21 protein-coding genes are annotated in these 23,408 nt (G+C 41.8%); 18 read left to right on the forward strand and 3 right to left on the reverse strand.

Going from position 1 to position 23,408, the window contains the following annotated elements; all coding sequences use genetic code 11:
• Positions 1-80 precede the first annotated feature (80 nt).
• The 5 genes from zapA to A8F95_RS01085 all read left to right on the forward strand — a co-directional run bounded on the left by zapA (position 81) and on the right by A8F95_RS01085 (position 5,485).
• Positions 81-341 (forward strand): cell division protein ZapA, encoded by a 261-nt coding sequence (gene zapA, locus A8F95_RS01065; RefSeq protein ID WP_049663583.1) that lies wholly within the window; start codon positions 81-83, stop codon positions 339-341.
• Positions 342-346: 5 nt separating this feature from the next.
• A complete protein-coding gene (locus A8F95_RS01070) occupies positions 347-892 on the forward strand; it encodes a CvpA family protein (protein WP_065408858.1) in 546 nt (181 codons plus the stop codon).
• A gap of 82 nt (positions 893-974) precedes the next feature.
• The gene (gene polX, locus A8F95_RS01075) at positions 975-2,690 is read left to right on the forward strand and encodes a DNA polymerase/3'-5' exonuclease PolX (RefSeq protein WP_065409416.1); all 1,716 of its coding nucleotides are present in this window, start codon (positions 975-977) and stop codon (positions 2,688-2,690) included.
• A 16-nt stretch (positions 2,691-2,706) separates the two neighbouring features.
• Entirely contained in the window at positions 2,707-5,061 is a 2,355-nt protein-coding gene (locus A8F95_RS01080) for an endonuclease MutS2 (RefSeq protein WP_065408859.1), read from the forward strand.
• Between the two features lie 16 nt (positions 5,062-5,077).
• Entirely contained in the window at positions 5,078-5,485 is a 408-nt protein-coding gene (locus A8F95_RS01085; RefSeq protein ID WP_065408860.1) for a DUF350 domain-containing protein, read from the forward strand.
• A 188-nt stretch (positions 5,486-5,673) separates the two neighbouring features.
• On the opposite strand, the gene A8F95_RS01090 is transcribed toward A8F95_RS01085, so the two are convergent.
• The 3 genes from A8F95_RS01090 to A8F95_RS01100 all read right to left on the reverse strand — a co-directional run bounded on the left by A8F95_RS01090 (position 5,674) and on the right by A8F95_RS01100 (position 9,164).
• Entirely contained in the window at positions 5,674-7,497 is a 1,824-nt protein-coding gene (locus tag A8F95_RS01090; RefSeq protein WP_141676203.1) for a pyruvate kinase, read from the reverse strand.
• A 132-nt stretch (positions 7,498-7,629) separates the two neighbouring features.
• Positions 7,630-8,073 carry an Hsp20/alpha crystallin family protein gene (locus A8F95_RS01095; RefSeq protein ID WP_065408862.1) on the reverse strand — a complete coding sequence of 148 codons (444 nt, stop codon included), beginning with the start codon at positions 8,071-8,073 and terminating at the stop codon, positions 7,630-7,632.
• Positions 8,074-8,183: 110 nt separating this feature from the next.
• Positions 8,184-9,164 (reverse strand): 2-hydroxyacid dehydrogenase, encoded by a 981-nt coding sequence (locus tag A8F95_RS01100; protein WP_065408863.1) that lies wholly within the window; start codon positions 9,162-9,164, stop codon positions 8,184-8,186.
• Positions 9,165-9,429: 265 nt separating this feature from the next.
• Between A8F95_RS01100 and A8F95_RS01105 the strand changes: the two genes are divergently transcribed.
• From A8F95_RS01105 to trxA, 13 genes are all read left to right on the forward strand, one after another.
• Positions 9,430-11,091 carry an amidohydrolase gene (locus A8F95_RS01105; protein ID WP_065408864.1) on the forward strand — a complete coding sequence of 554 codons (1,662 nt, stop codon included), beginning with the start codon at positions 9,430-9,432 and terminating at the stop codon, positions 11,089-11,091.
• A gap of 101 nt (positions 11,092-11,192) precedes the next feature.
• Entirely contained in the window at positions 11,193-11,411 is a 219-nt protein-coding gene (locus A8F95_RS01110) for a DUF3311 domain-containing protein (protein ID WP_218060655.1), read from the forward strand.
• 20 nt (positions 11,412-11,431) lie between these two features.
• Complete coding sequence (locus A8F95_RS01115; protein ID WP_065408865.1) at positions 11,432-12,901, forward strand: sodium:solute symporter family protein; 1,470 nt, start codon at positions 11,432-11,434, stop codon at positions 12,899-12,901.
• Between the two features lie 234 nt (positions 12,902-13,135).
• On the forward strand, positions 13,136-14,464 hold the full coding sequence (locus A8F95_RS01120) for a helix-turn-helix domain-containing protein (protein ID WP_065408866.1): 1,329 nt from the start codon (positions 13,136-13,138) through the stop codon (positions 14,462-14,464).
• Positions 14,465-14,744: 280 nt separating this feature from the next.
• A complete protein-coding gene (locus tag A8F95_RS01125; RefSeq protein ID WP_065408867.1) occupies positions 14,745-16,205 on the forward strand; it encodes a carbon starvation CstA family protein in 1,461 nt (486 codons plus the stop codon).
• A gap of 135 nt (positions 16,206-16,340) precedes the next feature.
• Positions 16,341-16,640 (forward strand): cupin domain-containing protein, encoded by a 300-nt coding sequence (locus A8F95_RS01130; RefSeq protein WP_141676204.1) that lies wholly within the window; start codon positions 16,341-16,343, stop codon positions 16,638-16,640.
• A gap of 85 nt (positions 16,641-16,725) precedes the next feature.
• On the forward strand, positions 16,726-17,592 hold the full coding sequence (locus tag A8F95_RS01135) for a VanW family protein (RefSeq protein ID WP_065408868.1): 867 nt from the start codon (positions 16,726-16,728) through the stop codon (positions 17,590-17,592).
• 142 nt (positions 17,593-17,734) lie between these two features.
• Positions 17,735-19,423, forward strand: coding sequence for a long-chain-fatty-acid--CoA ligase (locus A8F95_RS01140; protein WP_065408869.1), 1,689 nt, complete (start codon positions 17,735-17,737; stop codon positions 19,421-19,423).
• A 115-nt stretch (positions 19,424-19,538) separates the two neighbouring features.
• Positions 19,539-20,123: a fatty acid metabolism transcriptional regulator FadR gene (locus A8F95_RS01145; RefSeq protein WP_065408870.1), complete on the forward strand. Its 585-nt coding sequence runs from the start codon at positions 19,539-19,541 to the stop codon at positions 20,121-20,123.
• 33 nt (positions 20,124-20,156) lie between these two features.
• Complete coding sequence (locus A8F95_RS01150) at positions 20,157-20,927, forward strand: enoyl-CoA hydratase (RefSeq protein WP_065408871.1); 771 nt, start codon at positions 20,157-20,159, stop codon at positions 20,925-20,927.
• Positions 20,928-20,995: 68 nt separating this feature from the next.
• Positions 20,996-21,769, forward strand: coding sequence for an electron transfer flavoprotein subunit beta/FixA family protein (locus tag A8F95_RS01155; protein ID WP_065408872.1), 774 nt, complete (start codon positions 20,996-20,998; stop codon positions 21,767-21,769).
• Between the two features lie 28 nt (positions 21,770-21,797).
• Positions 21,798-22,778 (forward strand): electron transfer flavoprotein subunit alpha/FixB family protein, encoded by a 981-nt coding sequence (locus A8F95_RS01160; protein WP_065408873.1) that lies wholly within the window; start codon positions 21,798-21,800, stop codon positions 22,776-22,778.
• A gap of 272 nt (positions 22,779-23,050) precedes the next feature.
• Positions 23,051-23,365, forward strand: a complete 315-nt coding sequence (trxA, locus tag A8F95_RS01165; RefSeq protein ID WP_049663540.1) for a thioredoxin — start codon at positions 23,051-23,053, stop codon at positions 23,363-23,365.
• Positions 23,366-23,408: the final 43 nt, after the last annotated feature.

Genomic DNA, 23,408 nt, shown 5'->3' on the forward strand with positions numbered 1-23,408 from the left:
CCTTTATACTTGCGGCTTTTCATGGATTCCTGCTCATGGTATGATAACAGATAGGATTCTTTACGAATGGGGGCATTCCATTGTCGAATGAAGAGAAAAACCGGATTACGGTTGACATATACGGACATCATTATACAATTGTCGGCACGGAATCGAAAAGTCATATCCGGCATGTGGCTCAGTTAGTCGACGAAAAGATGCGGGAAATTAAGAGAAAGAATCCTGTGCTTGATTTAAATAAAATCGCTGTATTAGCTGCGGTGAATACAGTTCATGACTATGTAAAATTGCAAGAAGAAATAGAACACTTAAAGCAACAATTAAAAGAATTGAAGGGCTGAACAACATGATTGACATTGTATTGCTTATTTTATTAGTTGCCGGTATTGTAATTGGTTTAAAACGGGGATTTGTTTTACAGTTTTTCCACATAGCTGGTTCCATTATCGCGATTATTGCTGCTCTTGCGCTTCGCGAGCAGGTAGCCCCGCTGCTAAAAAACTGGATCCCGATGCCGCCGGTTGATCAAAATCCAGCGTTTGGTCTTGTGGCAGCCGGTTTTGAATCTTTTTATTATGGAGCCATTGCTTTTGTTCTTATTTTTATTTTAGTGAAAATTGTGCTATCGATCCTTGGCTCTTTTGTAAATGCGCTTGCGAATATTCCGATTTTACGAGAAGTGAATAAAGTCGGCGGAGGGGTTCTCGGCTTTGTGGAAGTGTACCTCGTGCTCTTTGTCCTTGTCTACCTCGGTATGCTGCTGCCCTCTGGAATTTCTTCCATGATAAATGATTCTTTCATTGCCGATTATATGATACATCATACACCTTATTTATCAGATGCGCTTAAAAACTTTAACCCGCTTGCCCAACTGAACCGCTTCTCTTTTTAAAAGAGAAGTTTTTGTTTTGTCTGGCTTTTCTGTTACTATTAAAATGGAGAAAAAGATCGATTTTGAAAGTATGGTGACGACGATGATCAATAAAAAAGACATTATCCGTTTACTGGAAAAGATAGCGATATATATGGAATTAAAAGGGGAAAACCCGTTTAAAGTATCTGCCTTTCGAAAAGCTGCCGCCGCTCTAGAAACGGACGAGCGCAGCTTAACAGAAATTGAGGATATGACGAAGATTCCAGGAATCGGCAAGGGGACAGGAGCCGTCATTGAAGAATACCTGGAAACGGGTGAATCGACAGTTTTAAAAGAGCTGCAGGATGAGGTGCCTTCCGGGCTTGTCCCTTTGCTGCAATTACCGGGACTTGGCGGTAAAAAGATTGCTAAATTATATAAAGAATTGAACGTAAAAAGCATGGCTGATTTACAAGAAGCATGTGAGCAGAAAAAAGTGCAGGAGCTGCCTGGGTTTGGGGCTAAAACCGAGGAAAAAATTTTAGCGGCTATCCAAGAAGCCGGAAAGCGCCCGGAGCGGCTCCCCATCACGTATATGCTGCCACTTGCTGAATCGATTGAAAATCGCCTGGCTGAGATGAAAGGAATTCAGCGATTTTCACGGGCAGGCAGCTTAAGACGCCTTCGCGAAACGATTAAGGACCTTGATTTTATCATTGCAGCTGATAATGCTGCTGCCGTGAAGGAGCAGCTACTCTCGCTCCCCGGAATTAAAGAAGTGATTGCAGCCGGTGATACGAAGGTTTCCGTTGTCATCGAGGGAGAGTGGGATGTGTCGGTTGATTTTCGGATCGTCACAGCAGAAGAATTTGCTTCTACGCTTCATCATTTTACCGGCTCGAAGGATCATAATGTCCGTATGCGCCAGCTGGCGAAAGAGCGCGGGGAAAAGATTAGTGAGTATGGCGTTGAATCGGTTGAGACAGGAGAAGTAACTACATTCCAAACGGAAGAGGATTTTTATCATCATTTTAATCTGCCATGGATCCCTCCAGAAATTCGAGAGGATGGAACAGAAGTAGAGGATTTTCCTGGATTTGGCCGTCTCATTCATTTAGGTGATATCAAGGGAGATGTCCATATGCATACGACTTGGTCAGACGGGGCATATTCGCTTGAAGAAATGATAGAAGCCTGTCGGGCTAGAGGCTATGAATACATGGCAATTACCGATCATTCCCGCTATTTAAAAGTAGCAAATGGCTTGTCAGTTGAGCGGCTGTTAAAGCAGAATGAGGAAATTCGCGAGCTCAACGCCCGCTATAACGATATTGAAATTCTTTCCGGCATTGAAATGGATATTTTGCCTGATGCTACATTAGATTATGACGATGAAATTTTAAGCCAGTTGGACTTTGTGATTGCCTCGATTCATTCAAGTTTTTCACAGCCGCGGGAAACGATTATGGAGCGCTTAAAAACAGCTTTAATGAATCCATACGTTGACTTAATTGCTCATCCGACTGGCCGGTTAATTGGCCGTCGTGAGGGCTACGATGTTGACGTTGATATGCTCATTGAATTGGCAAAGGAAACCAACACAGCTCTGGAATTAAATGCCAATCCCTATCGGCTAGATTTATCTGCCGATCATTTAAAGAAAGCTCAGGCAGCCAGTGTGAAGGTGATCATTAATACAGATGCTCATGCTATTGAACATTTAGATTTCATGGAAATTGGGGCAAAAGCAGCGAGAAAAGGCTGGCTTCGTCCAGATACGGTGCTCAATACGTACAGTAAGGAAGATTTTTTAGCATTTATTAATCGAAACAAATAGGGAGGAATCCTGTTACGTGAATAAAAAAGTATTAAAAACTCTTGAGTTTGACAAAATTAAGCAGCAGCTTGCTGAACATGCTGCCTCCAGCTTAGGAAGGGAACAGGCAGAAGCCTTGAATCCATCTGTTTCCTATGATGAAGTGGTTCGACTTCAGGAAGAAACCGATGAAGCAGCGCGTGTACTTCGCCTAAAGGGACACGCACCACTGGGCGGAATTCATAATGTTCGTCCGCATGTGAAGCGAGCACAAATTGGCGGCATGCTGAACGGTATGGAATTTGTTCAAGTGGCGAGCACCATCTATGCAGGACGGATGATGAAGCAATTCATTCATGATTTAGTTGAAGAAGAAGAAGAATTGCCGATCCTTTCTGAAAAAGCAGAACAGCTGCCGGTATTGACACCGCTTGAACACCGGATTAAACATACAGTAGACGAACACGGCGGTGTTCTTGATTCAGCGAGTGAAACACTTCGCCATATCCGTCAGCAGCTTCGAGCGAATGAAAGCCGGATTCGCGGCAAGCTTGAAAGTTTAATACGCGGAAGCAACGCCCAAAAAATGCTCTCCGATACAATCATTACGATTAGAAACGATCGTTACGTTATCCCCGTAAAACAGGAGTACAGGGGACACTATGGCGGTATCGTGCACGATCAGTCTTCATCTGGCCAAACGTTATTTATTGAGCCGGAGTCGATCGTGCAAATGAATAACCAAATCCGTGAATTTAAGCTGAAGGAACAATTAGAAATTGAACGGATTTTTACCGAGTTAACAGTGGAAGTAGAACAGCATGGAGAAGAGCTTTATCATTTAACTGGCTTGCTTGGTGAGCTTGATTTTATGTTTATGAAAGCAAAATTCGGCCGAGCTATTAAAGGCACGAAGCCATTGGTGAACAAAGATGGCTATATCCGTTTGAATAAGGCCCGCCATCCGCTGTTGCCGATTGATGAAGCAGTGGCAAATGATATTGAATTCGGAAAAGAATATACAACGATCTTAATTACCGGACCGAATACCGGTGGGAAAACCGTGACCTTAAAAACGGTCGGTTTAACGACATTAATGGCCCAAGCAGGACTTCCTATCCCGGCGCTTGACGGGTCGGAAACAGCGGTATTCGGTTCAGTCTTTGCTGATATTGGGGACGAACAATCCATTGAGCAAAGTTTGAGTACGTTTTCATCTCATATGGTGAATATTGTAGATATTTTAAAGCAAGTTGACGATGAAAGCCTCGTCTTATTTGATGAACTTGGTGCCGGCACGGACCCTCAGGAAGGGGCTGCTCTGGCGATGGCGATCCTTGATGATGTGCATAATCGAGGAGCAAGAGTCATTGCTACTACGCATTATCCTGAGTTAAAAGCATACGGCTATAATCGCGAAGGGGTCGTCAATGCGAGCGTTGAGTTTAATGTAGAGACACTCAGTCCGACCTATCGCCTCCTCATTGGCGTACCAGGACGAAGCAATGCCTTTGAGATTTCCAGCCGTTTAGGTCTCAATGATACGATCATTCAGCAGGCGCGCGGTTTGATTGGCGCGGATACGAATGAAGTAGATCAAATGATTGCTTCACTTGAACAGGCGCGCCGGAAAGCGGAAGATGAAGAACGGGAAGCACGCGAATATTTGAAGCTTGCGGAACAGTTCCATAAAGAAATGCAAAAACAAATGCAGGAATACTATGCTCATAAAGAGGAGCTTGCCGAGAAGGCCCGCAAGCAGGCGGCAGATATTGTAGAGAAGGCGAAAGCGGAAGCGGAAGAAGTAATCCGTGATTTGCGTACGATGAGATTCGAGAAACAGGCAGATGTAAAAGAGCATGAATTGATTGAAGCTAAAAGACGGCTGACCGAAGCGGTACCGGAAGCGAAAAAAGCCCCAAAAACGAAATCAGCCTCTTCAGAACGGATATTGAAGCCGGGAGACGAAGTGAAAGTGCTTAGTTTTGATCAAAAAGGTACGCTGCTTGAAAAAGCTGGGGACAAAGAATGGAACGTGCAAATTGGCATTATGAAAATGAAAGTAAAAGAAAGCGATTTGCAATTTATAAAGTCAGAGAAAAAAGCAGAGCCAAAGCCGCTCGCGACGATTCGTGGAAAAGACTATCATGTAAGCCTAGAGCTTGATTTGCGCGGCGAGCGTTACGAGGATGCATTGGCACGGTTAGAAAAGTATATTGATGATGCTTTACTCGCCGGCTACCCACGCGTTTCGATCATTCACGGCAAAGGAACGGGAGCGCTTCGCAAAGGTGTTCAAGATTATTTGAAAAATCACCGGTCTGTGAAGCGGACACGCTTCGGTGAAGCAGGGGAAGGCGGCAGCGGCGTGACTGTTGTCGAATTAAAATAAGAGGGGCTTTATATGTATGAACCAGTTTTGGGAAAATGAATTTATACAGCTTGCCGGTTATTACAGTGTAGTCGTTGTCTGTATTATACTGTCGCTAGCCGTGTTTGAACTGGTAACTAAATACCGCAACTGGGAAGAAATCCAAAGAGGCAATATGGCTGTGGCAATGGCAACCGGCGGAAAAATATTCGGTCTTGCGAATATTTTCCGCCATTCGATTGCCCATAATGATCATGTTTTAACGATGATTGGCTGGGGAGCATTTGGTTTTGTTTTGCTGTTAGCTGGCTACTTTATTTTTGAATTTTTAACTCCCCGTTTTAAAATTGATGAAGAAATTGAACAAGACAACCGTGCTGTCGGCTTTATCTCTATGGTAATCTCTGTCGGATTATCATACGTTATTGGCGCAGCTTTAATTTAATAAGGAGCATCCGAACTATGGAAACACTCGCGAAAGTATTGCTCGTCCTTTGTGGCGTCTTTCTTGCCATCGGTGTTATTTATCTATTATTTATAGCTTGATCACAAAAGCACTTCCTAAGCGCAGCTAGGGAAGTGCTTTATATGTTTCTTGTTTATTCATCTAATTGATGAAATGTTAAGTAGCAGCTATCTTTCGTTAACAGAAGAGAAGGAGCGTGTGAACGTTTGCTTATAATCCTTTGCTTCGGATATTAAGAGAAGGGTTTCCGTTAAGAACTCTATCGTTTCTTCCATAAACGGGCCTTTATTTAGCATTAAGCAATCAAATTCGCTTCCAAAGAATAAGTCGGCTAACTCAGATCGAGAAGGAGTGCCCTTTTTAGCTAGCGATTCCAGCACTTGCGTGGCCAAGATGACGGGAATATGAGCAGCACGGCACATTGATAAAATCTCTTCCTGAACAACCGGGAGTTTATCAAAGCCTATTTCAATAGCTAAGTCGCCTCTTGCGGCCATGATGCCGAATTTTGAGAAAGTAAGCCCTTCTAAGAGAATGTTAGAGAAATGATGGATCGCTTCTTTTGTTTCAATTTTGGCGATCACTGTTAAATCTTTGTGTGAATAGTTGGCTAAAAGCTGCTGTAGCTTTTGAAGATCTTGGGCGCTGTGTATAAAAGAGAGTCCTACCATATCTGCATGCTCACAGATAAACGCCAGATCCTCCTCGTCTTTATTCGTTAAAGCTGAAATCGTTGAATTGGCATCGCAATCAGGTAAGTTAATTCCTTTATTTTCTTTAATAGCTGTCTCCATATCTGGAGAGATAATTTCGGCATCGATGAAGTCTTGGTTGCATGTTCTTACTACGGCTTGGATTTTCCCATCATCGATAAATATTCTATGTCCTTTTTGAACACAGGCGAATGCTTCAGGAAGGCTGACGGAAATAGCAGCCGATGCTGATTCAGTAGCAGGGTGTCCTTCTGTGGAATGATTCAAATGAATTCTTAAAAGATCTCCCTTTTTAACTTCTATTTGAATGGGGGATCTTTCAACGTTATTTACGAATAACTCTATTTCTCCTTGCGTGCTTTTTAGTTTCGTATGCTCCGTAATATAAGCAGTTTCTTCAATCGTGACAATCAAGCCAGCCGGCAATGTATCCGTAATAAAGAATTTTCTCTTCTTATTTCGATTATCAACGAAAGAAAGGGAATCTCCTTTTGTCAATTGACGAAAGTGTTCACATGGAGAGGTAGAAATAATAAAATCATATTCCTCGTTGACTAACTGTTTAGTCGATGCAGACTGCCAACTGATGATTCCTTTTTTAGCTGCCAGCGGACGGCCGTAGCGGTCTTTTTTTATGCCTATTTTTAAAGGATAGGCAACTTTTTTTAGGGGACCGACTCTAATTTTAGGCCCTGCTAGATCCATATGGATTTGGCACCTTTGATTTTTATATTTGCCCTTGTTTCTTAATTGCTCTTCAGCATAGCGAATGGTGTCAATCATCTTTTTCCATGTTAATGTATCGTCATAGGCACAGTTGATGCGGGCAATGGTCATTCCGTTCAGCAAGAAGCCTTCAATAAGAGAAGGGGAGGTCATTTGACCATCCAAGGTGACCATAATATGGGGAGAGTGCTCAGATGCTCTTTCCCCTAATACAGTTTGCGTTCGTTCTCTTCTCAGTTGTGAGTGTGCCTCCGCATCAGGAGTGTGAATAGGAGGAGAGATGCCTAAGTTGGAACAAAGGATTTGCAAGCTCTGCATCATGCTTTGATTTGAACTTAAGCAGAAACCTCTACTCTGAAGAGCGGTTACAAAGGTGGAATCTATATTATTTTTATAAGCGAGAAATGCCAGCAGGTTTTGGGCGCTGAACGTATGGTGGATACGTGGGTGTATCAAGGGGACAAGGGCTGCCTGGTTCACCGCTGTTTGATAGAGTGACCAAGTCTTGTTGGCGAGTTCATCTTGAGAAAAGTGGTGCATATGTTTATCCACCCCAGTATAAAAGTCATTAATAATTTAGTTTATTCTTTTATTTATCAGATATGTGGATTCCCTTGCTCCGGAGCTTAGGCAATCCAAATGGATAGAGGCTATTTTAGTTAGATAAATGGACATTAAGGAATTTTACTCAATGTTAATAAAGCGTTTAGCAGAATGCTGTTTAGGTGTGATAATTCTTAGTACGCCATCTTTATAAGTCGCTCTCGTCTCTTTTTCTGAAATAAGAAAGGGTAACGTTATAAAGCGTTCCATTCTCTGGCTAGCATGGTATTGATGAGGGTAGGACTGTTCAAAAGGGGTCATTTCTGCTAGTTGAGCGTTTTCTACGGCAATCCGCAAGCGGTCTCCGAGTATTTCAATTTGAATCTGCTCTCGTTTATATCCAGGAAGCTCTGCTTCGACAATCACATCTGAGCTTGTTTCATACCAATCTATTTTGAACAGGTTATGGTGAAAAAAAGCATCAAACTGTTTAAACGGTTCATCAAAAAAAGAATCAATGGTCTTTACTAAATGATAAAGCGAACCGTCCAATAATTTTGGAAGATTGTTTTTACGAGATACCATGAATCAATCTGCTCCTTTTCTTAAGTGATCAATACTAAAATATGATAAAAAAAGAGAAGTGTAACCATTCAAGGCATCCCATCTAAACAATCGAACGTACGGTACAAAATTTATTGATTTAAAAATATGTTTGGATTCAATAAATTAGGCGGCTGCTGTCCTTTTAAGCCTGTTTGTAGGTTTTTAGCAGCCACTACAGACATTTTGTGCTCTGTTTCAGCTGTGGAGGAGCCGATATGTGGCAGAGTGACTAAGTTTTTGCATGTTAACAGCTTATGATGAGCAGGAAGAGGCTCCTCTTTAAAGACATCGGTGCCTGCAGCCCAAATGGTGCCGTTTTGGAGAGCGTCATAAAGAGCCTCCTCGTCTACATTTTGTCCCCGTGAACCGTTAATGAAGATGGCTGTTCGTTTCATTTTGCTAAACTCTCCATAGCTAATTAAATTTTTTGTCTCGAGAGAAGCGGGGACCATTAAGCAAACAAAATCTGACTCTGCCAATAATTCATCCATTGATACATAATGAGCGTTTAACAATTCTTCGACATCTGGTCTTCTTGAACGGTTATGATATAAAATCTCCATATCGAAACCAAAATGTCCTCGTTTAGCGATTGCCTGTCCAATGCGGCCCATGCCGATAATGCCAAGCTTCTTATGGTGCACATCCAATCCAAAAAGTTCCGGAGGCAAGAGCTCAGTCCATGCTCCGCTTTTTACATAATGATCCAGCTCTGTCATCCGCCGGGCTGCCGCAATTAAAATGCCAAAGATGGCATCGGCCGTTGTGTCGTTTAATACATCCGGTGTATTCGTTGCCATGATGCCGCGCTTTGATAATTCCTCTAGTGGCAGATTATCGTATCCTACCGAAACGTTTGAAATTATTTTTAACGTTGGAGCCAGATCAAGCAGTTCTTTTGTTACGTTTAGTCCAAGCCCAATTACGCCTGCTGTTTTTTGCAGCGTTTGTACAAAACGTGGATCATCCAAGTATTCATTGTTTTCAAAATAGACGACTTCAAATTCCTTTTCCAGCTCTTCAAGGACTTGCGGAGATACACGATTATAAGCAAGAATTACTTTTTTCACCTTAACACCTCTTTTATTATTCGTTACAGACCTTTCCGGCTTTCCCGATTTTGTTCGTCTCAATGCTGCTTGTATCACCTTTTCTTTTCAAAACATAATAAAGGTCCACTTATGGTTATTGTAAGAAATTATTGTTTTTAATACCATTGTTTAAAAGAAAAATCTGAATATTTTTCTTTTTTTGAAAGCGTATACAAATTTCTTTTCACAACCACGGAGAAAAAAGAACAAAATGAGCCGGTGAAACGGGAGAGGATGATTCATAATGATTAAAGCAGATGTTTTGTTGACAAATGCCAATGTCCTTACTTTAGACAAGGAAAGAAGACGTGGAGGTTCAGTGGCCGTAACAAATGGCCGAATCAGCGGGATTTGGCCGGAAGCTGAACCGCCAAAGAATGAGGTTGAGGTTACGAGGCACACACAAATCATTAATTTAAAGGGAGGCACATTGCTTCCGGGGTTTATTGATACGCATAATCACTTGTTAATGTATGCCCAGTTTCGCCAACAAGCAAATTGCAGCAGTCCACTTAATAAAAATATTAGTGATATTCAAGATCGACTTTTGCAATTAGCCCGGAAAAAGGAAAAAAATCAGTGGGTTTTGGGCTATGGGTATGATGATACTCTTCTGGAGGAAAAGCGTCACCCGACTCGTGAAGAATTAGACGCTGTTGTTCCTCATCAGCCTGTTTTTATTCGGCATGTTTCTGCTCATTTTGCTGTTGTCAACTCGGCTGCTCTAAAGCTCGCCGGAATCGATGAGCAAATAACAGACCCGCCTGGCGGCCATTTTGGAAGAGATGGGGCAGGCAAATTAAATGGGGTCCTATACGAGCTTCCAGCTATGAATCTTGTTGAATCAAACATTCCTGTTCCGTCTGTAGAGAATTTAGTATCCTTATTGGGAGAAGCGTCCAAAGATTATTTAGCTCAGGGAATTACGACAAACACAGATGCCGGCGTTGGTCTGAACATAGGAGTAGAGGAACTCGAAGCACATATCCAGGCAGTAGCTGGAGGACAAAACCCTATGCGCATGCAATTAATGATTATGCATCATCTCCTCAGAGAGAATAATGTATTTGGAGGTTTATCTGCTAAAGAATTGGATGAAGATATTCATCTTCGGTCTAACGGACGAGCTCGTCTTGACAGCGCTAAATTGTTTCAGGATGGATCTATCCAAGTGCTGACGGCAGCATTACGAGAGCCTTATTATTGCAACTCTGAACTAAATGGTCAGTTGATCCATGACCAGGAGGATTTTAATTTAGAAGTGCTGGACCTGCACAAACGCGGTTATCGGGTGACGATCCACGGCAATGGCGACCGGGCTATCGCCTCTAACTTGGATGCTTTTGAGTTTGCTTTAACTCATCATCCCCGTGTAGATCATCGTCATCGCATTGAGCACGTGCAAACAGCAACAGCGGCCGATTTGGACCGAATGAAAAAACTGGGGGTAGCCGGCTCGTTTTTCATTAATCATATTTATTATTGGGGAGACCGCCATGAAAAACTGTTTCTTGGGCCGGAAAGAGCAGCTAGAATGAATCCAATCAAAGATGCTCTAGATCGTAATCTCCTTTTTACCGTACATTCAGATTGTCCTGTAACCCCTATCTCTCCGTTGTTTTCCGTTTGGGCAGCAGTCAACCGGATAACGAAGGATGGAAAAGTGTTGGGGGCTGACCAGAAATGCAGTGTGGAAGATGCTTTGAGGTCTATGACGATTTGGGGAGCTGAACTAAATTTTGATGAACATGATTCCGGCAGTATTGAAGTAGGGAAAAAAGCTGATTTTACCGTCTTGGCAGAGGATCCTACAAAGGTAAATCCAAAAGAAATTAAAGATATAGACATCGTGGCTACCTTGATTGACGGCTGTGTTGTTTATGAAAATAAAATGTGTTTACTGTGATAACCTCTATGCTCATCAAAACTTTGCAGAAAGAAAGGTAAGCGACTCTTTTAAGTAGGTATACGAGTGTATACTGAATCAGCGGAAAGGTGGAGATCTCTTTGTCATTACGACAAATAGGCAGTCTATTCATTGGTATTGGAATACCGTTTCTGGCGATTTTTGGGGTTGTTCCGTTTATTGCTGCAGCCGATGTAAGCGTTCTAGGGTTCCCTATTCTTTATTTTTGGATATTTCTCTTGTTCCCGTTGACTACTCTTTGTCTTTGCGTTTCTTGGCATTTCTTTGACCGGCATCAGTATGAAGATGAACAAATATGACAAAAAAGGGGGAGTGAATAATGACAGCTTTCGTATTCGGATTCATTTTACTTTTGTCATTGGGCATCGCACTCAGCAGCCGTGGTAAAAAGAAGAAAATGAATGTGGAGGAATACTTGGTTGGGGGCCGGGCATTCAGCGGGATTTTGCTTTTCTTTCTAGCGGTTGGTGAAATATATAGCATAGGAACGATGATTGGCTTTCCTGGAGGCATTTACGCAAAAGGTCCTAGCTATGGACTATGGTTTTTAGGGTACATTCTTTTAGCGTATCCTGTTGGGTATTTTATTGCTCCGCTGCTTTGGAGAGCGGGCAAGAAGTATGGAGCCATGACGCTCCCCGATCTATTTAAAGGACACTATTCCAACCGCGGTCTAGAGTTAGTAGTGGCGTTGTCTGCTCTGCTCTTTTTGATTCCGTGGGGACAGCTGCAATTCGAGGGGCTCATTGTTGCCCTTAGCTCCCTTGGCTTTAATTTGTCACCTACGGCAGCTGTCATTATTGCGGGATGTATAGCGTTTCTCTATATTTCTGTATCCGGTGTAAAGGCTCCGGCCATGATTTCTATCCTAAAAGACATCTTAATGTTCTTAGCCATTGTGATCGCTGGTATAGCAGTTATCAGAGAAGCAAACGGTGTTTCTCATTTATTTTCAATGGCAAAAGAACAAGGTGCGTCCGTGACGATTGATCAGCCGGAACATTTGGTTTTCAGTTTAACAACCATTTTCTTTCAAGCCCTAGCCCTATATTGCATGCCGCTGATTACGGCTGTTATTTTTACGGGCAAATCGGAGGGGACAATCAAAAAAACACAAAGATTTATGCCACTCTATATGTTGATGTATCCTTTCTTAATTCTTTCTTCTTACTTTGCTTTAGTTCACATTCCAAATTTGCAAAATCCCAATCAGGCATTTATAGCTACCGTCATGTCAATCCTTCCATCATGGGCAGTGGGTCTTGTAGCTGCAGGGGCGGCACTTTCAGGGCTGTTAGTGCTGGCCATTACAAGTTTAACGGTTGGGGGGCTTGTTTCAAGAAATTTAATGCCGGCTGTTCCGGAAAAATCTCAAAGAAAATGGGTACAAACGATTGTGATCCTTTATCTTCTGAGCTCAATGGCATTAACTTTGCTGGCTCCAAGTCTCATGTTAAATTTAATTAACACGGCTTATTATGGATATGGTCAATTTTTGCCGGGGTTACTGGCTATCTTCTTCTCCCGCACTATTAAACCAGTAGGAATAGCAGCAGGTTTAATTACTGGTAACGTGTTTGCTTTAAGCATGCATGTAAGTGAAATCAATCTATTTAACATAAATACAGGATTGATTGCCCTCATCTTAAATTTTGTCGTGACTTATATAGTAAGTATGGTCATGAAAAAGCAGTCGGCAGGAAAGGAGCCTGTTGCCCGGAAATCAAATGATCCAAAATCTGAAACAAAGGAGGAGTTGGAAGGAACTCCACCTGTTGCGGCTAAATAAAATGAGTATCTAGAAACTTGTTATAGAATAAGTTGTATTGTTTCCATCAAAAGCTAATGGATTGTAGGCAAAGTTTATCATACACTTGGTCAGGCTGAGCTGATGTTCTTGTACACAGGAACATTAGCTTTTTTAATTTTATAGAGTTCTTTGAGTCTACTTTAAAACACGAATAAATAATGTGTGGTAATATATTTTAATATTCAGAAATATGAAAGGAGAAGAGATATACATTTGAAAATTAAAGTGGCTGTATTTGGAGCACCTGATTTGGTGGAATTAGTGATGCTTATCGGAAAGCAATTTGAAGATCTCGATTTGCTGCAAGCGGTTTATAGTCACCCTGATCAAGTAACAAAGCTGGTTGAAAAGTATCATAAAGAAACAGATATTCTCTTATTTGCAGCGCCTGTCCCTTATTTACTTGTGCGTGATTACTTAACTCATTTTACTATAGAGTTAAATAAACCAATGATTTTTATTCCATATACCGAAGCCTCTTTTTATCGCGGATTATTTATGGCTTTTAAGCAAACAGGTTTGAGCGCTGATAAATTAAATTTCAGTATTGATTACTTGCCTGAAACGGGTGCAAAAGAATGTTTAGAAGAATTAGAAATCAACGCTGAAAAAATGTATGAAAAGAAATGCAAGCTTCATCAGGATTTAGATAAACTTTTTTCCTTTCATTATGATCTATGGAAGCAAGGAAAAACTGCAACGGCTATGACGAGTTATTATCTTGTTTATGAAAAGCTAAAGAAGCTGGGCATTCCTGCTTTTCGAGTTACACCAGCAAAATCAGCTATTCGTCAGACGTTACAGCAAGTGCTGCTAGAAGGGAAAAGCCTCTATCAGGTTGAAAGCCAAATTGCCATTGTTATAATCGGTTTTAGCCAGAATACGGATAAACCTGATCAGAGCGTGGATAAACAGGTTATAAATCGAAGAGAAGAAATCTTACGGCAGATAATTGCCGAATATGAAAAAGACATACAAGCTTTAAGTGTTTGGACAGAGCAGGGGAATGTTCGGCTTATAACAACGAGAGGAGAGATCGAGCAGCATACACAGCGTTTCCGGAAATTTCCTATGTTTCAATCTGTTCATACTAAATTAAATATACCCGTTTTTTGCGGAATTGGTTTTGGGCATACGGCAAACGAAGCAGAGCTAAAAGCATATGAGGCTTTCTCCAAAGCTAGATCGACAGATGATAGCAATTGTTTTGTTGTTGAATCAGATGGAAAGGTGCATGGGCCGATTGGAAAGCCTTTTCAGCTTGAGTATGCGGTACGTAGTAAAGATCCTGGCCGGCTCTTAATTGCCAAGCAAACCGGATTAAGCATTGGAACGATTAATAAATTAATTTCGTTTAATGAAAGCTGCGGAAATCAAACGATCACTGCAGGAAATTTAGCGGATGGTTTTGGCATTACTTCACGAAGTGCGCGCCGAATTTTAAGTAAATTGGAGCAGCATAACTTTGCTCAAATTATTGGAGAAGAACAACCTGTCAATAAAGGGCGCCCCCGTCAAATATATAAATTGATTTTAGATTGATTGCAGGTTTCTTGTGTAGTTATTGAAATTATCTTTATCATAAATAAATTGTCTCTCCTCCACTGCTACTAAGAAAAGAGAGGTGTTGAGATGATAAAAAATCACTCTCATACTTTTCTAATTTTAACATTCTTCCTCAGACATCTAATCACAAAAACCAAGTATACCAGTGTGGCGGCTCCTTTGCATCATGTGAAGTTAAATGAGATTTCACAATAAAGGCACGTCTCGTTATAAATAAAATAAAGGGATCATACATTGTTGGAAAGGAGGGAAAGCCATGATTACCTTTATTGCCGCCATTGCACTGCTCATTGTCGGCTATTTCACGTATGGCAAGTATGTGGAGAAGGTATTTGGGGTGAAGACAGAGAGAAAAACACCAGCTTATACACTTGCTGATGGTGTAGATTATGTACCAATGAACAAAAAGCGAAACTCACTCATTCAGCTGTTGAATATCGCTGGTGTAGGACCGATTTTTGGGCCTATTATGGGAGCCCTTTATGGTCCAGTTGCTTTTGTATGGATTGTGTTTGGCGCTATTTTTGCGGGAGCGGTTCATGATTATCTGACAGGGATGATCTCATTGAGGAACCGAGGAGCTCATTTGCCTGAACTGGCTGGGATTTTTCTCGGAAAGGTTTTTAAACATGTTGTCAACGCTTTTTCCCTTTTATTGCTTGTGCTCGTGGGAACTGTTTTTGTATCCTCGCCAGCGGCGTTGCTGGCCGATCTGACACCGGGCTGGATGACGCTGGGGATTTGGGTAGCTGTTATTTTCATCTATTATTTGTTGGCGACTGTTTTGCCAGTTGATCAAATCATCGGCCGTTTTTACCCGTTTTTTGGAGCATTGTTATTAATTAGCGCGGTTGGAATTGGAGGGGCTCTCATACTCCAAGGCCACCCAATTCCGGAGCTTTCGTTTGTGAATATGCATCCTGACAATCTGCCTATTTTTCCGCTTTTATTTTTAACGATTTCTTGTGGAGCTTTGTCTGGATTTCATGCGACGCAATCTCCGATTATTTCGCGCACGACCCAAAAAGAATCACAGGGCCGTTTTATTTTTTACGGTATGATGATAACTGAAGCAATCATTGCGATGATTTGGGCAGCGGCAGCTATGTCGATTTTTAACGGAGCCTCGTTAACTGAATTGCTTGCAACAGCAGGACCGGCCGGAGTTGTGAAAGAAGTGGCAACCACAACGCTCGGCGCTGTATTTGGGACATTGGCCATTCTCGGGGTCATTGTACTGCCGATTACGTCTGGCGATACGGCTTTCCGGAGTGCACGGATGATTATTGCTGATTATATCGGTGCTGCTCAAAAGAAAATAGGCAATCGCCTTTGGATAGCCTTGCCGATGTTTGCTATTTCAGTCGGTTTGACACAAATTGATTTTACTATTTTGTGGCGCTACTTTTCGTGGGCAAATCAGTCAACCGCTATGATTGCCTTGTGGGTAGGAGCGATGTATTTGGCGTTACAGAAGAAAAACTTTTGGATTGCGGCTGTGCCGGCGGCTTTCATTACGATGGCCACCTTCACTTATATACTCAATGCGCAAATTGGCTTTGGATTATCTATGACCGCATCCTATACCGGTGCAGCTATTATTACCGGCATCATCGTTATCGTTTTTTTCTGGGGGTTAAAACGAAAGTTGGCCGCAGCAAAGAGCGGCAAGAAGCCGATTGTTTTGGATGATGGATTAGGGAGATATATTTCTTGATAAAAAGGCTTTATTTGATTGCAGCGAAAACCAACAAGCTGATAACCCAGGTGTCTGTTCATTGACATCTGGTTTTTTTGTGAAAAGCTTAAGTGAATTTAGTGGAAGAGATGAAGGATAATGGAAAAATGATCGTTGGAAGAATATATATCCTTTTTAGATGAGACATTCATACGTCATGCAGTAAAGAGCAGAGAGAAATCAATGATGTTTGTGTTGAATTTTCAGCCTGGACAATCGTTGCCGCCCCATCCTCATCCGAACGACGATGTATATGTAATGATTTGGGAAGGCGGCGGAACTTTTACAATAGACAGTGAATGTTTTTCAGCGAAAAAAGGTAACATGATTCATTGTCAGAATAAAGAAGCACTTTCTTTTGCAAATGATAGGAACGAGAACGCGACTTTATGTGTGACATTGGCAAAGGATTAACTAGGGCAACAACTTCTTTTTCATTTTTTCTTTATCGTACATGAAACCCTTCCTTCAACGAATACTAAGCGGGGGAGGTTATGTGATGATAAAGAAAATTATGTTTATGTTTCTTTTGCTATTGACGTCCGCTCCGCTTGCGTCTGAAGCTCAAAGTCTTACGATTACGGATGAAACGATTAATGAAACGATTACACGCAATCATTTTCTTCTTTTCCCAATGGAAGAGTCAATGATCGATCTTCACAAGGTGCGGTCCCTTGTGGAGCGTTTTGATAAAGAAGTGTATAGAGCACCAGTTAATGCTGCTTTAAATGATAAAGGGGAGATTATCTCTGCTAAACCAGGAATAGGATTGGATAAAGAGAACTTCCTCGAGCAATTGTATGCATTCTTTTACGGAAAAGAATCGGCTGTCGTGACGATTCCAAAGAAAGAAATTTATCCAAAAGTGGATAATGAGCTTTTAGCGGAAATCAGTACGAATGAGATCGGCAGCTTTGCAACATATTTTACGGAAAGCAATAAGGAACGTTCCTACAATATCTTTTTGGCAGCAAAAGCGGTGAATAATCGCGTAGTTTTTCCTGGAGAAACCTTTTCCTTTAACAAGGTTGTAGGGGAACGGACGAAAGAAAGAGGATATAAACGTGCTCCAGTCATTGTAAAGGGAGAACTGGCAGAGGATATTGGAGGGGGAATATGCCAGGTTTCCTCAACGTTATTTAATGCTGTCAATTTAAAGGGAATACAAATTGTTGAGCGCTATTCACATAGCAGAAGAGTACCTTACGTTCCACCTGGAAAAGATGCTACAGTCAGCTGGTGGGGACCGGACTTTGTCTTTAAAAATGAATACAATTATCCCATCTTAATTCGAGCGGCTTCAAACAATGGCAAAATGATCATCCGAATCTTTTCATCAGAAGCCGTTGAAGTAAAAAAGCAGTAAAGTGACTGTTCTTTCAGTTTTGCCCCTTCTTTCTTGAGGTTAGGGAGAAGGCTTTGTCTTTTCCATTTGGCAAAGCCTTCTGAATTGGTTTATAATTGAATAGAATATTTATAATATTCAAAATGGATGGGGAGGGAGAGAAATGAGTATTCGGCCTTGGCTTGCGCAGTATCCAAAGGAAATACCCGCTTCACTTACCTATGAAGAACAGCCCGTGCAATCGTACTTAACGAAAGCGGCAAGGGAGTACCCTGATAAAATAGCTATTCATTTCATGGGAAAAGAATTAACCTTCCAGGAAGTATATGAATCCTCTTTAAAGATGGGGCGTTATCTGAGAAAGCTCGGCATTCAGAAGGGGGACCGGGTAGCGATTATGCTTCCTAATGGTCCACAGTCGGTGATCAGCTATTTTGGAGTCCTGTATGCCGGGGGAATCGTTGTCCAAACAAATCCGCTATACACGGAAAGAGAAATAGAGTACCAAATGAAGGATTCTGGTTCTACTGTCATTATTACACTTGACGTTTTGTATCCTCGAGTACGGCAAGCGATGAAACGAACTAACTTGCAGCATATTATTGTAACCGCTGTCAAAGATTATCTTCCTTTTCCAAAAAACATTATTTATCCTTTTATACAAATGAAACAAACCGGTCTGAAAGTACAAGTAGAAGAGCGTGGAACGAATCATGAGTTTAAACGAATCATGGAAATAGAGGCAGCCGAAGAATTAGATATTTCCTTCGATTTTAATGAGGACCTTGCCATCCTTCAATATACAGGTGGAACAACAGGCTTTCCGAAAGGTGTTATGCTTACTCACAAGAATTTGATAGCTAATACAACGATGTGTGCCTCCTGGCTGTATAAGTGCAGGAAAGGGGAAGAAACTATTCTCGGTGTCTTGCCATTTTTCCATGTATACGGTATGACAGCTGTTATGATACTATCAATCATGCAAGGATACAAAATGGTTCTTCTCCCTAAATTTGATGTCAAGACGACATTAAAGACGATTCAAAAGCAGCGACCTACACTGTTTCCTGGTGCTCCCACTATTTATATCGCTTTGTTAAATGATCCGGATTTAAAAAAATATGATTTATCCTCCATTCATTCATGCCTTAGCGGATCAGCACCATTACCAGCGGAAGTACAGCAGAAATTTGAGAGAATCACTGGCGGAAAGCTCGTAGAAGGATATGGACTGTCTGAAACCTCCCCGGTTACCCATTCGAACTTCCTGTGGGATCATTCGCGGGTAAAGGGAAGCGTTGGTGTTCCATGGCCGGATACAGATGCGGCAATCTTGTCTATGGATACAGGAGAGATTCTTTCCCCGGGTGAGATTGGAGAGATTGTTGTTAAAGGGCCGCAAGTAATGAAGGGCTACTGGAAGCGGCCTGAAGAAACGGAAATGACCTTCAAAGACGGCTGGCTCTTGACGGGTGATGTTGGATATATGGATGAGAATGGCTATTTTTTTGTGGTCGATCGCAAGAAAGATATGATCCTTGCAGGCGGGTATAATATTTATCCGCGTGAAATCGAGGAAGTTTTATATGAGCATGAAGCAGTACAGGAAGCAGTAGCTGTAGGAGTGCCGGATTCCTATCGAGGTGAAACGGTAAAAGCCTATGTTGTATTAAAAGATGGATATTCCGTGACAGAAGAAGAATTAAATCAATTTGCCAGAACCCAGTTAGCAGCTTATAAAGTACCAAGAGTCTATGAATTTAGAAATGAGCTTCCGAAAACAGCTGTCGGTAAAATTTTAAGGCGCGCACTAATAGATGAAGAAAAAAGGAAACAAGAAAAAACAAGTTAAGTTATGAAAATAAAAGACTTGTCCCCTCTTGACTCTTTTTGTGTAAAAAGGTAAGATAAAAACATGAATGAATGATCATTCATTTCATCTTATGAAAGAACGGGAGGGGCAGCCTGTGAAACGAAATAAACCAAAGTATCATCAGATTATCGATGCTGCTGTTGTGACAATCGCAGAGAACGGCTATCATCAAGCCCAGGTTGCAAAAATAGCTAAGCAAGCGGGAGTTGCGGACGGCACAATCTATTTATATTTTAAAAATAAGGAAGACATATTAATCTCATTATTTCAAGAGAAGATGGGAAGTTTTGTGAAGAAAATTCAAGAAGCTTTAGCAGGAAAAAACACAGCTGCGGAGAAATTATTATTATTAGTGGAACATCACTTTACAATGTTGGCAGAGGATAAGCATTTAGCAGTCGTTACCCAGCTGGAGTTGAGACAGTCAAATAAAGAACTTCGCATGAAGATTAATGAAGTCTTAAAACATTATTTGCAGCTGATTGATGAAATATTAAAGGAAGGCGTTGAAAAAAAGGAATTTAGATCTTCTTTAAATATTCAGCTTGCCAGACAAATGATTTTTGGAACGATTGATGAAACAGTTACCACTTGGGTGATGAATGAACAAAAGTATGATCTTCCAGCATTGGCTCCTGAAGTGGGAGATATGCTGCTAAATGGATTTTCTGTTCACTGACCTGCATTGAAATGTAAGGGGGATGGTAAGAAAATGGCATACATATCGTGGAAAAGAGAGGGTCGGACGGCAGAAGTTTTAATTCAAAGACCGCCGGCCAATGCTCTTTCAAGTGCGTTGATCACTGACGTTGAGCGAGCGTTCAATGAGATTGAGCAAGATGAAGAAGTACGTGTTGTCCTCATTCATGGCGAGGGGAGATTTTTTTCAGCTGGTGCTGATATTAAAGAATTTACAACAGTAGAGAGCGGGAAAGAATTCTCTGAGCTTGCGGCTCGCGGACAGCGGGTATTTGAGCGCATTGAGAATTTTCCAAAGCCAGTGATTGCGGCTATTCACGGGGCGGCACTCGGCGGAGGCTTGGAACTCGCAATGAGCTGTCATATTAGGTTAGTTTCGGAACAGGCCAAGCTTGGACTGCCGGAACTTTCTCTCGGTCTAGTCCCAGGGTTTGCCGGATCACAGCGGCTGCCTCGGTATGTTGGTACGGCAAAAGCGGCAGAATTATTGCTGACGAGCGAACCCATTACCGGTACGGAAGCTGTCCAATGGGGGCTGGCCAACCAAGCTTATCCAGAAGAAGAGCTGCTTTCAAAAGCGCGTGAAATGGCAGCCAAGATTTCTTTGAAAAGTCCAGTCAGCATGAAAGCAGCCATTGAATTGCTGAATTTTTCTAAGCATGCTGAGTACTATAAGGGGGCGGAAAGAGAGGCTGAGCTTTTTGGTGAAGTATTTGAATCTCAAGATGCCAAAGAAGGAATAAGTGCTTTCATCGAAAAACGTGAACCTCAGTTTAAAGGATGATTATTTTTTCACTAAAATATTCGCAATCTTTTAAATGAACAGAAAAGAACAAAGCGGGAGGGGAAGTTATGAATATTTACGTATTGCTAAAACGAACTTTTGATACTGAAGAAAAAATCAGCGTGGCAAATGGCCAAATCCAGGAGGATGGTGCTGAGTTTATTATCAATCCATACGATGAGTATGCGGTAGAAGAAGCGATTCAAATCCGTGATGAGAAAGGCGGAGAGGTAACAGTTGTTTCTGTTGGAAGTGAAGAAGCAGAGAAGCAGCTCCGTACTGCGCTAGCAATGGGAGCGGACAAAGCTGTGCTCATCAATACAGAAGACGACGTCGAAAATGGTGATCAATATACAACTGCCAAGATTCTTGCTGAGTTTTTAAAAGACAAGAAGGCCGACTTAATTATTGCTGGAAATGTAGCCATTGACGGTGGAAGCGGCCAAGTTGGCCCGCGTGTAGCCGATCAGCTCGGCATCCCATATGTCACAACGATTACGGATATTAAAATTGAGGGTGAAAGCGTTCACATTGTGCGGGATGTAGAAGGGGACTCGGAAAAAATCGAGACTTCATTGCCGCTGCTTGTCACAGCTCAGCAAGGTTTGAATGATCCGCGCTATCCTTCTTTGCCGGGTATCATGAAAGCGAAGAAGAAGCCGCTGGAAGAATTGGAGTTAGATGATTTAGATCTCGATGAAGACGATGTAGAAGCAAAAACAGAAACAATCGATGTGTTCCTGCCGCCGAAAAAGGAAGCGGGCCGCGTTTTAGAAGGCGATTTAAGCGATCAGGTCAAAGAGCTTGTGAACTTATTGCATAACGAAGCAAAGGTTATCTAAAGAACAAACAGGACAGGAGGGGATTCATATGTCAAAAAAAGTATTAGTATTGGGAGAAATACGTGATGGAGTACTAAGAAATGTTTCATTTGAAGCGATCGCAGCCGGTAAAAAGGTCGCTCAGGGCGGAGAAGTAGTAGGAGTATTGATTGGAGAATCTATCAGCGGATTAGCCGATCAGCTTATTCATTACGGGGCAGATCGTGTGGCGACTGTGGAACATGAAAAGCTGGCGCAATATACCTCTGACGGTTATTCGCAGGCATTGCTTGCTGTTGCAGACCGCGAAAATCCAGATGCGATTATTTTTGGCCATACAGCGCTTGGGAAGGATTTGTCTCCAAAGATCGCCTCCAGGCTGCAAGCTGGGCTCATTTCTGATGCGACAGCGTTAGAAGAAGAAGACGGCGAAATGATTTTCACTCGTCCGATTTATTCCGGAAAAGCCTTTGAAAAGAAAAAAGTAAGCGAAGGGATTCTATTGGCATCAGTGCGTCCAAACAACATTGCGCCGCTTGAAAAGGATGAATCCCGCACAGGTGATATCTATCCTGTAAACACGGATATTAAAGATATTCGGACAGTTATTCAGGAAGTAGTTCGCAAAACAGCTGAAGGCGTTGATTTGTCAGAAGCGAAAGTGATTGTCGCGGGCGGCCGCGGGGTGAAAAGTGAAGATGGCTTTAAGCCGCTGCAAGAACTCGCAGATGTACTGGGCGGTGCAGTCGGTGCTTCCCGCGGGGCGTGCGATGCAGATTATTGCGACTACTCGCTGCAAATTGGCCAGACAGGGAAAGTCGTTACACCAGACTTATATATTGCCTGTGGCATTTCGGGAGCAATTCAGCATTTAGCTGGTATGTCTAACTCTAAAATTATTGTGGCCATTAATAAAGATCCAGAAGCAAGTATTTTTGGAGTAGCGGACTATGGCATCGTTGGCGACTTATTTGAAGTCGTGCCAATGCTGACAGAGGAATTTAAAAAGCTAAAGGTCGCTTCGTCTTAATGAATAAAAGCTGGCACAATAAGTGCCAGCTTTTATTTGTTTATTTTGACGTACCATTCCTGATAAGTATGCCTTTATTCTAGAAAAAGAGACGATGAGTCATGAAAAATTAAGATAGATCATAAAAGATGACAGTTTGATTGTTTAAAGTCTCTTTTTAAGAGTAAAGGTTATGGAAAAGGGAAAAATAAAATGTAAAGCAAAAAAATAGCATCCAATTATAATCGGTGCTATACTGACCATAGTATATGTAACTTTAGGAGGGTTTTTAAATGGCAATTGTAAAAGCGACTGATCAAAACTTTACTAATGAAACAGCTAGCGGTCTTGTGTTAGCAGACTTTTGGGCTCCATGGTGCGGACCATGTAAAATGATCGCTCCTGTTTTAGAAGAGCTTGATGCAGAACTATCTGACAAAGTAAAAATCGTAAAAATCGATGTGGATGAAAACCAAGAAACAGCTGGAAAATTCGGTGTTATGAGTATTCCAACACTTATTTTATTCAAGGACGGCCAGCCTGTTGATAAGGTAATCGGTTTCCAACCGAAAGAAGCATTGGCTGAATTAGTAAACAAACACGCTTAATTTCATGAGAGAAACCGTCTTCTGTCCTAGACAGAAGACGGTT

The sequence above is a fragment of the Pseudobacillus wudalianchiensis genome, assembly GCF_001685015.1.
Taxonomy (GTDB): domain Bacteria; phylum Bacillota; class Bacilli; order Bacillales; family Domibacillaceae; genus Pseudobacillus; species Pseudobacillus wudalianchiensis.